This is a genomic window from Phytohabitans houttuyneae (assembly GCF_011764425.1).
In the GTDB taxonomy this organism is placed as follows: Bacteria; Actinomycetota; Actinomycetes; order Mycobacteriales; family Micromonosporaceae; genus Phytohabitans; species Phytohabitans houttuyneae.
In genome coordinates, this window is sequence record NZ_BLPF01000003.1 from 1483462 (window position 1) to 1498557 (window position 15096).

15 protein-coding genes are annotated in these 15096 nt (G+C 73.6%); 11 read left to right on the top strand and 4 right to left on the bottom strand.

Annotated features, from left to right (window positions below; translation table 11 throughout):
* Positions 1-28 precede the first annotated feature (28 nt).
* From Phou_RS41715 to Phou_RS41735, 5 genes are all read left to right on the top strand, one after another.
* Positions 29-1435: a cytochrome ubiquinol oxidase subunit I gene (locus tag Phou_RS41715; protein WP_173068435.1), complete on the top strand. Its 1407-nt coding sequence runs from the start codon at positions 29-31 to the stop codon at positions 1433-1435.
* A gap of 12 nt (positions 1436-1447) precedes the next feature.
* Positions 1448-2449 (top strand): cytochrome d ubiquinol oxidase subunit II, encoded by a 1002-nt coding sequence (gene cydB, locus Phou_RS41720; protein WP_173068437.1) that lies wholly within the window; start codon positions 1448-1450, stop codon positions 2447-2449.
* A 162-nt stretch (positions 2450-2611) separates the two neighbouring features.
* Positions 2612-3454 (top strand): DUF4190 domain-containing protein, encoded by an 843-nt coding sequence (locus tag Phou_RS41725; RefSeq protein ID WP_173068439.1) that lies wholly within the window; start codon positions 2612-2614, stop codon positions 3452-3454.
* A gap of 82 nt (positions 3455-3536) precedes the next feature.
* A complete protein-coding gene (locus tag Phou_RS41730) occupies positions 3537-4046 on the top strand; it encodes a DinB family protein (protein WP_173068441.1) in 510 nt (169 codons plus the stop codon).
* Entirely contained in the window at positions 4043-4549 is a 507-nt protein-coding gene (locus Phou_RS41735) for an endonuclease V (protein WP_173068443.1), read from the top strand. The genes Phou_RS41730 and Phou_RS41735 overlap by 4 nt, the downstream gene beginning before the upstream one ends.
* Here the strand turns inward: Phou_RS41735 and Phou_RS41740 are convergent, their stop codons facing one another.
* A complete protein-coding gene (locus Phou_RS41740; RefSeq protein ID WP_246274353.1) occupies positions 4550-5359 on the bottom strand; it encodes a TIGR02452 family protein in 810 nt (269 codons plus the stop codon). It abuts the gene before it with no gap.
* Positions 5356-5904, bottom strand: coding sequence for a riboflavin biosynthesis intermediates N-glycosidase (gene ybiA, locus Phou_RS41745; protein ID WP_173068446.1), 549 nt, complete (start codon positions 5902-5904; stop codon positions 5356-5358). Before ybiA ends, Phou_RS41740 begins: the two co-directional genes overlap by 4 nt.
* A gap of 108 nt (positions 5905-6012) precedes the next feature.
* On the opposite strand from ybiA, the gene Phou_RS41750 reads away from it, so the two are divergent.
* The 3 genes from Phou_RS41750 (at position 6013) to Phou_RS41760 (ending at position 8248) form a co-directional block, all read left to right on the top strand.
* The gene (locus tag Phou_RS41750; RefSeq protein WP_173068449.1) at positions 6013-6768 is read left to right on the top strand and encodes an NUDIX hydrolase; all 756 of its coding nucleotides are present in this window, start codon (positions 6013-6015) and stop codon (positions 6766-6768) included.
* A gap of 221 nt (positions 6769-6989) precedes the next feature.
* Positions 6990-7766 (top strand): BtrH N-terminal domain-containing protein, encoded by a 777-nt coding sequence (locus Phou_RS41755; protein ID WP_173068452.1) that lies wholly within the window; start codon positions 6990-6992, stop codon positions 7764-7766.
* Positions 7673-8248 carry a DUF4872 domain-containing protein gene (locus Phou_RS41760; protein ID WP_246274354.1) on the top strand — a complete coding sequence of 192 codons (576 nt, stop codon included), beginning with the start codon at positions 7673-7675 and terminating at the stop codon, positions 8246-8248. Before Phou_RS41755 ends, Phou_RS41760 begins: the two co-directional genes overlap by 94 nt.
* 3 nt (positions 8249-8251) lie before the next feature.
* Here Phou_RS41760 and Phou_RS41765 read toward each other — a convergent pair whose 3' ends face one another.
* The gene (locus Phou_RS41765; protein ID WP_173068456.1) at positions 8252-11080 is read right to left on the bottom strand and encodes an AfsR/SARP family transcriptional regulator; all 2829 of its coding nucleotides are present in this window, start codon (positions 11078-11080) and stop codon (positions 8252-8254) included.
* A gap of 76 nt (positions 11081-11156) precedes the next feature.
* Positions 11157-11810: a TetR family transcriptional regulator gene (locus tag Phou_RS41770; protein ID WP_173068459.1), complete on the bottom strand. Its 654-nt coding sequence runs from the start codon at positions 11808-11810 to the stop codon at positions 11157-11159.
* Between the two features lie 68 nt (positions 11811-11878).
* Here Phou_RS41770 and Phou_RS41775 point away from each other — a divergent pair, with 68 nt between their 5' ends.
* From Phou_RS41775 to Phou_RS41785, 3 genes are all read left to right on the top strand, one after another.
* On the top strand, positions 11879-12817 hold the full coding sequence (locus Phou_RS41775; RefSeq protein WP_173068462.1) for an alpha/beta hydrolase: 939 nt from the start codon (positions 11879-11881) through the stop codon (positions 12815-12817).
* 346 nt (positions 12818-13163) lie between these two features.
* Entirely contained in the window at positions 13164-13556 is a 393-nt protein-coding gene (locus tag Phou_RS41780; protein WP_173068465.1) for a DUF2267 domain-containing protein, read from the top strand.
* A gap of 393 nt (positions 13557-13949) precedes the next feature.
* Positions 13950-15011 (top strand): chymotrypsin family serine protease, encoded by a 1062-nt coding sequence (locus tag Phou_RS41785; RefSeq protein WP_173068468.1) that lies wholly within the window; start codon positions 13950-13952, stop codon positions 15009-15011.
* Positions 15012-15096: the final 85 nt, after the last annotated feature.

Consider the following 15096-nt stretch of genomic DNA (forward strand, 5'->3'; position numbering starts at 1 on the left):
GCCCATAAACGTCTGAAAGGGCCGGTGCGTGGACGCTCTCGACCTGGCGCGGTGGCAGTTCGGCGTCACCACCGTCTACCACTTCCTGTTCGTACCGATCACGATCGGCCTGTCCTGCCTGGTCGCGACCATGCAGACGGTCTGGGCGCGGACCGGCGACAAACGGTGGCTGCGGCTGACCCGCTTCTACGGCAAGCTACTCCTGATCAACTTCGCGATGGGCGTGGTCACCGGCATCGTGCAGGAGTTCCAGTTCGGCATGAACTGGAGCGACTACTCCCGCTTCGTCGGCGACATCTTCGGCGCACCCCTGGCCATCGAAGCCCTCCTCGCCTTCTTCCTGGAATCCACATTCCTCGGCCTGTGGATATTCGGCTGGGACCGACTCCCCCGCCGCATACACCTCGCATGCATCTGGGCGGTCGCGGTCGGCACCATCCTGTCCGCCTACTTCATCCTCGCCGCCAACTCCTGGATGCAGCACCCGGTCGGCTACCGCTTCAACCCCGAGACCGGCCGCGCCGAGCTGCACGACTTCGGCGCCGTGCTGACCAACAAGGTCACCCTGGTCACCTTCCCGCACACACTCGCCGGCTGCTTCCTGACCGCCGGCGCACTCGTACTCGCCGTCGCCCTGTGGCACCTGATCCGCCGGCCCGGCACCGACCAGGCCAGCGCCTTCCGCAGCGCCGCGAAACTTGGGGCATGGGTCACGATCGGGGCGGCGGCGGCCGCGTTCGTCACCGGCGACACCCAGGGCAAGATCATGACGCAGGTACAGCCGATGAAGATGGCCGCCGCGGAGGCGCTCTACGAGACCGAGCAGCCGGCGGCGTTCTCCATCTTCACCATCGGCACGCTCGACGGCAGCCAGGAGGTCTTCTCGGTGACGATCCCGGGGCTGCTGTCCTGGCTGGCCACCGGCGACTTCGACGGGAAGGTCGAGGGCATCAACGACCTGCAGGCGCAGTACGTCGCGCAGTACGGCCCCGGCTCGTACAAGCCGATCATCCCGGTCACCTACTGGACGTTCCGCCTGATGATCGGCTTCGGCATCCTCGCCGCGCTGGTCGCCCTCTGGGCACTGTGGACACTGCGCCGCGGGCGCACGCCGACCTCCAGATGGCTCGTGCGCGCCGCGGTCGTACTCCCCCTGCTGCCGCTGGCCGGCAACGCGTGCGGCTGGATCTTCACCGAGATGGGCCGCCAGCCCTGGATCGTGTTCAGCGAGATGTTCACCCGGGACGGCGTGTCCCCCAGCGTCTCCACCGGCGAGGTCGTCACATCCCTGGCCGGCTTCACGCTCCTGTACGGCGCGCTCGCCGTCGTCGAGGTCGGCCTGCTGCTCCGCTTCGCCAAGGCCGGCCTGCCCGACGCCAACCCGCCGTCCGACGTGGACAAGCACCACGACCGCCCGCTCTCGTTCGCCTACTGAGGAGCATCCACGATGGACCTCTCGACCCTGTGGTTCCTGCTCATCGCGGTGCTGTTCATCGGCTACTTCGTCCTGGAAGGCTTCGACTTCGGCGTCGGCATCCTGCTGCCCGTACTCGCCCACGACGAACGCGAACGCCGGGTACTCATCAACACCATCGGCCCCGTCTGGGACGGCAACGAAGTATGGGTCATCACCGCCGGCGGCGCCATGTTCGCCGCCTTCCCCGAGTGGTACGCCACCCTCTTCTCCGGCTTCTACCTCCCCCTACTACTCATCCTCGTCGCCCTCATCCTGCGCGGCGTCGCCTTCGAATACCGCGGCAAACGCCCCGACCCCGCCTGGCGGGCCCGCTGGGACACGGCCATCGTCGCCGGATCCCTCCTGCCCGCCCTGCTCTGGGGCGTCGCCTTCGCCAACATCGTCCGCGGCGTACCCCTCGACGCCGACCACGAATACATCGGCAACCTCTGGCACCTACTCAACCCCTACGCCCTACTCGGCGGCCTCGTCACCCTCACCCTCTTCACCACCCACGGCGCCGTCTTCCTCGCACTGAAAACCACCGGCGACATACGGACCCGCGCCAACGCCCTAGCCGCCCGCACCGGCCTGATCACCGGCGCCCTCGCCGTAGCCTTCCTGACCTGGACCATCCTCGACATCCGCGGCGGCACCACCGCCACCATCCTCGCCATCCTCGCCGCCGCCGCACTCGTCGCCGGCCTCGCCGCCAACCGCGCCGGCCGCGAAGGCCGGGCCTTCCTCGGCACCGCCGCAGCCATCGCCCTCGCCGTCGCCACCCTCTTCGCCGCCCTGTTCCCCAACGTCCTACCCTCCACAACCGACACCGCGAACAACCTCACCATCGACAACGCCTCCTCCACCCCCTACACACTCAAAATCATGACCTGGGTCGCCCTCGCCTTCACCCCGATCGTCCTGCTCTACCAAAGCTGGACCTACTGGGTCTTCCGCCGCCGCATCGGCGTGCGCGACATCCCCGACGCCTGACCGGGCGGCCACCGCGCCCGCCCACACCGTTGACACTGCGTGACGCGCCGAACACTCCGAGCGCCCATGCGTCGGCAAGTGTCGGAATCGTGATCTTCGCTGTACGGAGGACGACAGCAAACAGGCAGGTGGGAGCCTCGCGGCCCTGCTAATGTCCCGGCCGTGACTTCGCCCCCTCCGTACGGATACCCGCCGCCGCCCGGCTCCTACCCCACGTCCGGCGCGCCGCAGCAGCCCGACCCCTGGGGTCCGCAGCAGCCCCCGGCCTGGGGCCAGCAGCCGCCGCAGCAGCAGTGGGGGCAGCCGCCCGCGGGACAGTGGGGCCAGCAGCCGCCCGGCCAGTGGGGGCAGCAGCCACCCGGGCAGTGGGGCCAGCAGCCACCGCCCTATCCGCCGCAGCGCCGGGGCACCAACGGCTTCGCGATCGCGTCGCTCATCTTCGGCATCTTCGGCGGCGTGCTGCTGGCTGCCATCTTCGGCTTCGTCGCGCTGTCGCAGATCAAGCGCCGCGGCCAGGGCGGCAAGGGGCTGGCGGTCGCCGGTCTGACCCTGTCCGGCCTGTGGCTGGCCGGCTTCGTGGTCGCGGGGGTGATCGGCGCGTTCGCGTCGTCCGGCAACAGCGGCACCCCGATCGCGTCCACCTCCGACAGCGCCGACGTGAAGGTGCAGCAGCTGGCGCCGGGCCAGTGCCTCAACGGCTTGGAGGAGAGCAGCACGATCCGCAACCTTCCGGTCGTGCCGTGCACGCAGCCGCACGAGGGCGAGGTGTTCGCGGTCTTCGAGCTACCCGACGGCGACTACCCGGGCGACGAGGACGTGGCCAAGAAGGCCGAGGACGGGTGCGTCGACCGGTTGGAGACCCACGCTCCCAAGGCCGCAGACGACCCCAACCTCGAAATCTACTTCCTCCACCCGACGCGAAGCTCGTGGCGCCTCGGCGACCAGGGCGTCACCTGCGTCGCGATGTCCAGCACCGGCAAGGTGACCGGGTCCATACAGGACTGACACGCGAAGGGCCGGCCCGGGGCACGGGCCGGCGCCGTGGCGAGTTGCGGCAGGTCAGGGGCACCGGGAAGACTGGCCAGCCATGAGCCTGCCGTTTCCGTCGCCGTCGATCCCCGCCGCCGACCGCACCGAGGTCTTCCTGCGGTACCTCGACTTCTTCCGCGAGTCCACAGTGGAGAAGGCGTCGGCGCTGCCCGAGGGCGAGCTGCGCACGAGCCGGCTGGCCAGCGGCTGGACGCCGCTGGAGCTGCTCAAGCACCTGCGGTACGTGGAGCTGCGCTGGATCGAGTGGGGCTTCGAGGGGCGCGACGTCCCCGACCCGTGGGGCGACCGCCGCGACGACCGGTGGTACGTGGCGCCGGAGGAGACGCTGGACGGCCTCGTGGCCGAGCTGCGCGCGCAGGGCGAGCACACGCGGGCGGTGGTGTCGGCGGCCGACCTCGACGCGGTCGCGCCGCCCGGTCCGCGCTGGGCGGGCGCCGCGCCGGCGACGCTGGAGCGGATCCTGTTCCACCTGGTGCAGGAGTACGCCCGGCACCTGGGCCACCTCGACATCGTCGCGGAGCTCGCCGGCGGGCCGGTCGGCGAGTGACCGGGCGGTTCGCGGCCGTCGACGTGCACTACCCGCCGGACGGCGGTGCCCGGGCCGCGGCGGTGGTGGCCGGCGACGACCGGTTCGCGTCCATCGTGGACGAGCGGGTGCGGTGGCTGCCGGAGGTCGCGCCGTACGAGCCGGGCCGGTTCTTCGCCCGCGAACTGCCGGCCGTGCGCGCCGTCCTCACCGGCGTGGAGGGCCTGGCGCTGGTTGTGGTCGACGGCTACGTCGACCTCGACCCGGACGGCCGCCCCGGCCTCGGCGCGCACCTGCACGCGCAGATCCAGGTCCCGGTGGTCGGGGTGGCGAAGACCGCGTTCCGGGGTGCCACGCACGCGGTGGCGGTGCGCCGGGGCGGTGCGGCGCGGCCGCTGTTCGTGACGGCGGCCGGCGTGCCGGTGGCGGTTGCCGCGGGGCTCGTCGCCGCCATGTCCGGCCCGCACCGGATGCCGGACGCGCTGCGCCGCGTCGACGCCCTGGCCCGCGGCCGCGCCACCTGACTACACCCGCGACGACGCCGCCGAGGCGAAGGCGTGGAACGTGGGCGTGCCGGCCATCCGGTCGAGCACCGCGAACACGACGTGGTCGAAGGCGTCGAGCCGGTCCAGTGCGGCGGTGAAGGCGGCCGCGACCGTCGCGGCGTCGTTGCCGAAGACGCCACAGCCCCAGGCGCCGAGTACCAGGCGGCGGTGCCCGTACGCGGCGGCGACCTCCAGCACGCGCAGCGCCCGGCCGTAGAGCACGGCGGGGACGGAGGCCGCGGCCTCGGGCTGGTTGGCGCGGATCGCGCGCAGGTTGGGCGCCGCCGCCGTGAGCATCCCGATCCGATGTGGACGGTCGAGCAGGCGCAGGGCGTCGTCGCGGAAGACCGGCACGCCGGGCGAGTAGATGACCCGGTCGGTGTAGCGCAGGTCGGTGCTGGTGCGGTGGTGCAGGTAGTACGCCGGCACCACACTGAGGCAGGCGTGCAGCGCGGAGGCGCGGGCCACGTCCTCCTCCTGCGCCCGCGCGCCGGTGAGAAATCCGCCGCCGGGGTTGCGGGCGGACGCGAACACCAGCGCCGCCGAACCGTCGCCGAGGCGGCGCGCGGCGGCCAGTGTGGACTCGTTGGTGACCTCGACCACGCCGGCGCCGCCCCGGGCGGCGATGCCGGGCAGCGGGTCGCCGGGCAGGTACAGCCGGGTGCCGGCCACCGCCGCGCGCACCGCGCCGCGGATGTCGACCCACCGGCCGGTGCGGTTGCGGTAGCCGCCGGCCTGGGAGATCGCCACGGTCTCCGCCGCGACGCCCCGCAGGCGTTGGTTGTTCACAGCCGCTCCCGCACGTCCATGAGGGCGAACCCGAGCAGGTTGAGCCCGCGCCACTTCAGCGGCGAGGCGGTGTCGGGGTTGTCGCGGCCCATGCCGATGCCCCACACGCGGTCGAACGGGCTCGCCTCGACCAGCACGCTGTCGCCGGTACCGATCAGGTATTCGCGCAGGTCCTCGTGCTGGCTGAACTTGGCGAGGTTGCCGGCGACCACGATGTCGTACCGCCCGGCGGCCCACGTGTGCTCGTCGAAGTCCCGCACCTTGCGGCCGGCGGTCTTGGCCGCGGCCGGACTTTTCGCCGCGAGCACGGCGGCGAGCCCGTCCGCGTCGCCGAACATGCGCGCCTTGGCCGCCATCATCCAGTGCTCGGCGGTCGGGTAGGTGACCCCGTCCACTGTGAACGGGGCCGGCCACCACTGGCTCAGGCAGCCCGGTCCGGCCGTGCCGCTCGCGGTCGGCCGGTGTCCCCAGAACGGCATGAGGTTGATCGGCTTGCCGTCCAGCTCCGCGTCGCGCAGGGCGGTGAGGCGCTCCTTCGGTGTCATGGAGGCTCCTTTCCGGAGGGCGTCGCCGCGAGGGAGCGGCGACACGCCGAACACCATGCCAAGCATCATGACTCACTTTGAGTCGCAACACAACTCATCATGAGTACAATGCTCGGTGTGACCGCCGACAACCACCTCACCGACGAGGACCGGAAGTTTCTCGCCGGCTACGACCCGCACGCGTTCCCACCCGCCGCCGTCACGGTTGACCTGGTCATCCTCACCGTGCGCGCCGGCGAGCTGTGCGTGCTGCAGATCCGCCGAGGCGAGCCGCCCCAGCGCGGGCGGTGGGCGCTGCCGGGCGGCTTCGTCGGCCCGGACGAGACGCTCGACGAGGCCGCCGCGCGGGAGCTTGCCGAGGAGACCGGGATCCGGGCCGGGGCGCACCTTGAGCAGCTCGCCACGTTCGGCGACCCGGGGCGCGACCCGCGCATGCGGGTGGTCTCGGTGGCCTACCTGGCGCTGGTGCCCGACCTGCCCACGCCGGTCGCCGGCACCGACGCCAGCGAGGCACGCTACCTGCCGGTGGCGAAGCTCGGCGGCACGGAGCAGTCGCTCGCCTTCGACCACGACCGCATCCTCGCCGAGGGGATCGAGCGGGCAAGGGCCAAGCTGGAGTACACCGGCCTGGCCGCGACGTTCCTGGACGAGCCGTTCACGATCGCCGACCTGCGCCGCGTGTACGAGACGGTGTGGGGTGTGCCGCTGCACGCGGCCAACTTCCGGCGGAAGGTGCTCTCGACGCCCGGGTTCGTGGAGCCGACCGGCGAGAAGCTCGCCACCGGCCGGGGCTGGGCCGAGCTGTACCGGCGCGGCGCCACGGCGCACCTGCACCCGGCCATCCCCCGCCCGGCGGCCACCTGACCGGGGGGCGCGCGGCTATCGGCCAGGAGGTATCCTGCGCGTGGCGTGTTCCCGCGCCCAACCTCCTGACCGGGTCCCCACGCGACCCGGCGACGCGGAGGCAAAGGGGTGTCCGGCCTCGGGATGTGGTTTGGGTCCGTGTCGTCTGTTCGCACCTCATGGTCGCGGCGGCCGTGCAAGCGTGGGTCGGCGGCGGCGCGCGACCAGGTGAAGGACGCACGATGACCAGCGGCAAGCACCTCAAGGCGCGGATCCGCGCGCGCATGGCCCGCACCGGCGAGCGGTACAGCACGGCCAGAAGGCACGTCGCCGGCGCCGCCGAGCCGGCACCCACCGACCACGGCTGGACGCTGCGCGGCGGCACCCACCCCGACTCGGCCAACATCGCCAACGTGCTCGCCCACACCGGCGTGCCGGGCCTGTCCGAGGCGATGGTCCTCGGCGTCGGCGGCGGGCTGGGCGCCGGCTACATCCTGTGGGAGTTCAAGGAGCACGGGTACACGCACCTCACGCTCGGCTACCGGTACCGGTGGAACTACATCGACTGGACCGCGCGCACCCTCGACCGGCTCGGCGCCACCGCGCGCGTGCACGCCACCTCCGGGGCCAAGGGCGCGGCCACCGAGCTGACCGCCTCGCTCGCCGCGGGCCGGCCGGCCATCGTGTGGCCGGACCGGCAGCTGATCGGGTACTGGCAGCTGCCGCCGCACATCGACGGGTTCGGCGGGCATCCGGTCGTCGTGTACGCGGACACCGGTGACGCGGTGCGCGTGGACGACCGCAACCTCGCTCCCCTCACCGTCGCGCGGTCCACTCTGGACACGGCGCGGGGCGGGTGTCGTCGTACAAGAACAATCTCGTGTCGGTCGAAACCGCGACCGCCCCCGCGGACCTCGCACCGCTCGTGCGCGCGGGCATCGCCGACTGCGTCGCGCACCTGGGCGCGCAGTCGGCGTCCTTCGCGGTGCCGGCCTGGGGCAAGTGGGCGCGGCTGGTGACCGACACCCGCAACGCCAAGGGCTGGCCCCGGGTCTTCGCCGGCGGGCGCGGGCTGACCGACGCGCTGCTGTCCATCTGGGACGGTGTCGAGCCGGTCGGCGCGAACGGCGGGCACCTGCGCGACCTGTACGCGGACTTCCTCGACGAGGCAGCGCCGCTGATCGGCGACACAGCCGCGGCCGCATCCGCCTTCCGGGAGTCGGGGCGGCGCTGGCACGCGCTGGCCGAGGCGGCGCTGCCCGAGGACGTGCCGGAGTACCGGCGTCTGCGCGAGCTGACCGCCGACCTGGCGGCCGGTGTGGCGGCCGGTGACGAGGGCGCGGCGGCGCGGGCCGAGGCGGCCGGCGAGCTGTGGGCGCTGCGGGCGGAGCTGCACGAGAAGCCGCCCGTGGAAGCCGACTTCGCCGCGCTGGCCGCGTGCCTGTCCACTGTGTACGAGGCCGAGCGGGACGCGGTCGAGGCGCTGCGCGGCCTGGGGTAGCGCTCAGCCGCGCGGTGCCGGCACGCCGAGGCGGGTGAGCTTGGCGCGGACCCGGTCGGCGTCCGGCTCGCGCAGCTGCTCCAGCACGGTGAGCGCGCCCCGCCACGCGCGGCGCGCCTGCTCGGTGTCGCCGAGCGCCTCGTAGGTGTCGCCGAGGTGGTCGAGCGTGTTCGCCTCGCCGTAGCGGTGGCCCAGGTCGCGCCGCAGCCGCAGCGCGGTCTCGTAGCCGTCGATGGCCCGCTTGTGGTCGCCGAGGTGGTGGTGGGCGTACCCGATGCTGTCCCACGTCGCCGCCTCGGCGACCCGGTCGCCGGTGCCGGCCAGCAGCACGAGCGCCTCCTCGTTGCGGCGCAGCGACTGCCGGTGGTCGCCGAGCTGGCCGTGGCACCACCCGACGGTGCCCAGCGCGCGGGCCCGCTGCGCCCGGTTGCCGTCGGGCGGGAAGAGGTCCAGGGCCCGTTCGGCGTGCCACAGCGCGGCCCGCGGGTCACCGCGCCGTTCGAGCACATAGGACAGTCCATGGTGGGCGCGGCCCTGACCGACCGGGTCGCCGAGGTCGGTGTAGTGGTTCAGCGCCTGACGCAGGTGCAGCCGAGCGTCGTCGTTGCGGTGCAGCCGGGTGTACGCGTACCCCAGGCCCCGGTGCGCGCGGGCCTGCTCGGTGCGGTTGTCGAGGCGGCGGGTGGCTTCGAGCGCGGCCTGGAGGCTGGCCGCCCGGTCCGGCCACAGGCCACGCCACTGCTGGAAGTCGGCGAGCGTCCACACCAGCTGCCACGTGTGCGTGTCGAACCCGCCGCGCCCGGACCGTTCGATCGCGGCCAGCAGCCCCGTGTACTCGGCGCCGAACCAGGCCAGCGCCGCCTCCCGGCCGACCGGTGGGTGGACGGTGACCGACTGGTCGGGCGGCGGCAGCGGCAGCGGCTCGCGCAGCGGCTCGATGAGCAGGGCGGCGGCGTGTCCGGTGTGGACGTAGTGGTCGAGGACGCGGCGCAGCGCGGCGTTGCGTTCGCCGGCACCGTCGTGGGCGTGCACGAGCTCGGCGGCGTAGGCGCGGAGCAGGTCGTGCAGCGTCCACCGGCCCTCGACGTGCTCGGTCACCAGGTGCGCGGCGGCCAGCTCGTCGAGGGCGGGACGCAGCACCTGCGGCGGCACACCGGCGAGGCTGGCGAGGGCGCCGCCGGCCAGGTCGGGGCCGGGGTGCAGGCCGAGCAGGCGGAACAGGCGCGCGGCCGGCTCGCTGAGCGTGCGGTACGAACAGCAGAAGACGGCGCGCACGTCGGTGGCGGTGTCCGCCGAGGCGAACTCGTCGAGGCTGTCCCGCGCGGCGCGCAGCTGGCCCGCGAACGCCGCGAGCGGCAGGGACGGGCGCTGGGCGGCGCGGGCGGCGGCGATCGCGAGGGCCAGCGGCAGGCCGGCGCAGCGCTCCACGATCTCGCGTACCGCGACCGGCGCGGCCCGCACCCGCTCGGCGCCGAGCCTGCGGGCGAGCAGCTCCCGCCCTTCCGCGGCGGTGAACAGGTCGAGCGGCACCGCGTGCGCGCCGTCGACCGCGACAAGGCCGGTCAGCTGGTTGCGGCTGGTGACGACGACCGCGTTGCCGGGGCCGCCGGGCAGCAGCGGGCGTACCTGCTCCGCGGCGCTGGCGTTGTCCACGACCACGAGCACGCGGCGACCGTCCATGAGGGAGCGGTACAGCCCGGTCTGACCCTCCACATCGGGCGGTATCGCCTCGCCGGGCACGCCGAGGGCGCGCAGGAAGAGCGTGAGCGCCTGGCCGGGGGTCATCGCGGGCCGGTGGTCGTACCCCCGCAGGTTGACCCACAGCTGCCCGTCCGGGAAGCGGTCGGCGGTGCGGCGGGCCCAGTGCAGTGCGAGCGAGGTCTTGCCCACGCCAGCGGTACCGCTCACGACGGCGATGGTGGTGGGGCCGGCGGAGCCGAGCAGCACCGTGTCGAGGTGGGCCACCTCGCGGACCCGCCCGGTGAACGCGGACACCTCCGGCGGCAGCTGCCGCGGTACCGCCGGGAGCAGCACCGCGCCGGTGGCCGGCGACCGGAACCCGCCGAGGATCGCCGCGTGCACCTTCCGCATCTCCTCGCCGGGGTCGATGCCGAGCTCCTCGGCGAGGTGGCGCCGCGCGTCGTGGTACGCGGCCAGCGCGTCGGCCCGCCGCCCGGCGCCGTGCAGCGCGGTCATGAGCTGGCCCCAGAAGCGCTCGCGGAGGGGGTGCTCGGCGGTCGCCTGCACGAGCTCCCCGATCACCGCCTCGTGGCGGCCGAGGCGCAGGTCGGCGTCGAACCGGCGCTCCTGCGCGTACAGCCGCAGCTCGCGCAGGCGCGGCACGGTCTGCTGCTGGAGCGTGTCGGACGGTACGTCGGCCAGCGGCTCGCCGCGCCAGTGGGACAGTGCGGCGCGCAGCGCGGTGGCCTCGGCGGCCGGGTCGGCGGCGCCGTCCGCCTCGGCCAGCGCTCGGCGGAAGCGCTCGATGTCCACGTCCGCCGGGGCCACGTCGATCAGGTACCCGTCGGCGCTGGTGACGATCGCGCCCGCGGCGCCGGCCTCGTCGAGCAGCGCGCGCAGCCGCACCACGGCGAGCTGGGTGGCGCGGCGCGGGTTTTGCGGCGGGCGGGCGCCCCACATCGCCTCGGCGAGGTCGCGCACCGGAACGACCCGGCCGGCGTGCAGCACGAGCGCGGCGAGCAGGACGCGGTGCTTCGGGGAGCGGACCGGCACGTCCCGCCCCGCAACCCGCATCTCGAAGGGGCCGAGCAGCCCGAACGCTAGCGGCACGGGTCCGGTCGCCGGGCCCTCCACCCGGCCGAGCCTGTCCACCACCGCGCTCCCATCGATGCCGTCCGCGACGGACCGCCCGGCCGGGCGGCGCGTGGGAGTGTTTCAGGGTTGGGCTTCAAATCGCTTTCACCCGCGACCGCGCCGGCTTCGCCGCGTAGCGCGCCAGGCCGCCGGCGAGCAGCGCGAACGCCTCCCCGGACACGCGAAGCGCGCGGGCCGCGATCTCCTCGTCCGGCGCGCCCGCGAGCAGGGCCCGCCGGACCGCGGCCACCGTCTCGCGGTGCACGGCGACGATCGCCTCCGCGGCGAGGCGCGGGCGCAGGTCGTCGGCGGGCGCGTCCTGCTCGGCGGCGATCAGCTCGGCGAGCGCCTCCGCGTACCGGCTGTGGATGTCCCGCTCGCGGGCGCGCAGCGCCGGGCTGTCGGCCACGAGCGCCGCGAGCGCGGCCGCCCGGCGCCGTCCGTCGGGGTCCAGCCTGACCTTCTCGTACCTCCGCTGGAAGAACGCCTTTGCCGCGGACAGTGGCGTCTCCCGCGGCGGCCGGCCACCGACCGCGTCCAGGAGTGCGGCCTCGAACGCCGCGTCCTCGCTGTAGACGAGGTCCTCTTTGGAGCGGAAGTGGTTGAAGACGGTCTTCTCCGTCACGCCGGCCGCCGCGGCCACGTCGGCCACCGTCACCAGGTCGAACCCGCGCCGCACGAAGAGCCCGAACGCGGCCTCCGCGATCCGCCGCCGGGTCTCCCGCTTCTGCGCCGCGCGCTCGACCATCGCACACCTACTTCGCTACAGTGACTGAAACAGCTCGTTACAGAGACTGTATCGAAACGGGGGACAACATGCCGGCCCTACCCGAACTCGCGCCGATGCTCGCCCGCATCGAGGCCGCCCGCGCCCACGTGCCCGACCCCGCGCTGCCGGTCGCCGAGCGGCGCGCCGCCATCCACCGCGGCATGGACCAGCGCGCGGCGGCGGTCGCGCTGCCGCCACCACCCGTCGCGGTCACCGACCACGCCGTGCCGGTGGAGGGCGGCGAGATCACCGTCCGCACCTACCGGCCGGACGTCGAGGGGCCGCTGCCCGCCCACCTGTACGTGCACGGCGGCGGCTGGTGGCTCGGCACCCTCGCCCACCGCGACGCCGCCTGCGCACGGCTCGCGGTCGACGCGCGGTGCGTGGTGGCCTCGGTCGCCCACCGGCTCGCGCCCGAACACTGGTTTCCGGTGCCGGTGCGCGACTGCGTGGCGGCCCTGATGTGGTTGGCGGGCCGGGCGGCCGAGCTGGGCGTGGACGCGTCCCGCCTGTCGATCGGCGGCGACTCCTCCGGCGCCAACCTCGCCGCCGCGACGGCGCTCGTGGCGCGGGACGAGGGCGGGCCGGCGCTGGTCGCCCAGGTGCTGGAGATCCCCGCACTGGACCTGACGATGAGCCAGCCCTCGGTCAACGCGACGGCCGGACCGGTGGTGCTGACGCGCGACGACCTGGCGGAAAACATCGCCCGCTACGCCGACCCCGCCGACCTCCGCCACCCCTACGCCTCTCCCCTGCTCGCCCCTGACCTGTCCGGCCTGCCGCCGGCGCTGGTGATGACCGCCGAGCTCGACATCCTGCGCGACGACGGCGCGGCGTACGGGCGGCGGCTGGTCGAGGCGGGCGGCTCGGCCGAGGTGGTCGAATGGGCCGGGCACGTGCACGGCTCGCACGAGATGACCGCGGTGCTGGTGTCGGCCCGCGAGTGGCAGGCACGCGCGGCGGCCTTCCTGCGCGCCCACTACTGAGCCCGCTCCGCGTTCCCGCCGCCTCCCCGCCTGCCCGCCTGGCCGCCGCGCCCGGCTTGGCCGCCGCGCCCGCTCGGCGCGTGCCGGGCGCCACGAGCTGAGTCACGCGGGCGGCCCGTCGCCCTAGCTCTCGTCGTTGCCTGGTGAGTGTTCGTCCTCCACGTCACGTCCGCTAGAGCATCCTAGGAGGCTAGGTTCCGTGCCGGCCCAGCTCTGGCGGCACGCCGGCCCTCACCGCTGGCGTGCCTGGGACCCCTGGCGTCCGCCGGATTTGAACGCGTTCCCCACAGGCGCCCACCCGCGCCGGGCGATACGGGCTCATCCCCGCCACCGGGACGTTGGGGCTATGGAGCTCGCATTCATCCAGAAGGTCACCGAGTGGACCGGCACCAGCGCGGACGTCGCCCAGGCGCTGGCCGAGGCGACGTTGCGCACGCTCACCCAGCGCATCTCCGGCGGCGAGGCGGCCGACCTGGCCGATCGTGTGCCGGACGAGCTGCGTCCCTACCTCACGAAGGCCGAGGAGCAGCCGGAGGTGTTCCCGTACGCGGAGTTCGTCGGGCGGGTCGCCCGATCCGCCGGCGTCGACCTCGCCACCGCCGAGGCGGGCGTGGCGGCGGTGCTGCACGCGCTGCGGGATGTGGCTGGCTACAAGGAGTTCATGGACGCGGTGGCCCAGCTGCCAAAGGACCTGGCCAACCTGGCCACGAGCGGCACCGACCGCCGGCACCGCGAATAGGCAGCGGCGACCGGGCACCACGATCAGGCGCCGCGGAGAAGCAAGCGTCGGCGGCGCGTAAGGCCGGGCAGCGCGCAACCAGACAGCCACAGAGCCAGTCAGCGCGCGCAAAGATAGCCAGGCCCGCGCAAAGCCAGCCAGGCCCACGCGAAGCCCGCCACGACCGCGCGAAGCCCACCACGACCGCGCGAAGCCAGCCACGACCGCACGCAAACCCAGCCACCCCCGCGAAGGGCGCGCAACCACGGCGAAGAAGCCCGCGCGCGGGCGGCCCTGACACACCCCTGATACACGCTGTCACAACATCGACAGCGTGCTATCAAACGACCACCCAAGGCCTTCCTCTGTTGTGCCACGGCGACGGACCGTGGCCGATCAGGGGGAGGAACCCACATGCTCGTGACGAAGAGGGCGCTCATCGGCGCCGTCGTCGCAGCGACCGTCGCGTTCGCCGGGCTCGGCGCCAGTGCGGCGCAGGCCGCGCCGGACGCGGACAAGGGCAAGGAGGGCACCAGCGCGGCCACCGCGCGGGTTGATGCCAGCCTCGCGCCCGACCGGCTGGCCAAGCCCAAGGCGACCGCGTCACCCACCGCGAAGGCCGCGCTCGCCGCGATCCAGAAGCGCATCGCCAAGTACGTGGCGACCAACGGCACCGCCTACAGCTTCGGCAGCTACTTCGACGCCGGCACCGGCCGGATCGTGGTGGAGACCGACGCGCCCGACGCGGTGGTGTCGTCGCTGACCAGCACCTCCGGCATGACCACCGCGCAGGCGCAGGTGGCGGGCCTGGCGCAGGTACGGCGCACGGCGATCGACGACGCGTTCAGCCGGCGGGACGACGTGCCGAACTTCTACGGCGGCGGTGGCATCACGCAGACCGCGGGCACGCCGTGGTGCTCGTCCGGCTTCACGGTGCAGAACAGCGCCGGCACCCGCTTCATGGTGACCGCCGGCCACTGCTTCGCCAACGGCGTGACCGTGCTGACCGAGTCGGGCAACCGTACGTACGGCACCGTCTCCAACCGGCGCCTGCCCACCGTGACCGGCCACGCGCAGGACATGGAGCTGATCGGCGGCCAGGGCTACTGGGGCCGGGTCTTCACCGGTGGTGTGGACAGCAGCACCAGCGCTCCGGTGGTGGCCGCGGGCACCGCGTTCGAGGGTTTCAACAACTACTGCACCAGCGGCCGCACCACCGGTGAGAACTGCGGCCACACCGCGACCGACATCGACGGCCAGGTGTGCACGCAGACCGGCTGCAAGTCGCCCGTGATCGTCTACAACGGAGGGATCCTGCCGCAGGGTGGCGACTCCGGCGGCGCGTTCTACGTCAAGGACAGCTCGGGCAACATCTGGATCCGCGGCCACCACATCGCCGGTGGCGGCGGGACGAGCTACGCGACCCCGTGGCTCGAGACGCAGGCGGCGTACGGCGTCAGCATCGTGCTGGGCTGATCCACCGCGGTAAGCGCCCCTCCTCCTCGCCGCCCCACAGCCAGCGGCGAGGAGGAGGGGTTCGGGCCGGCCGGTGGGGGTGTCC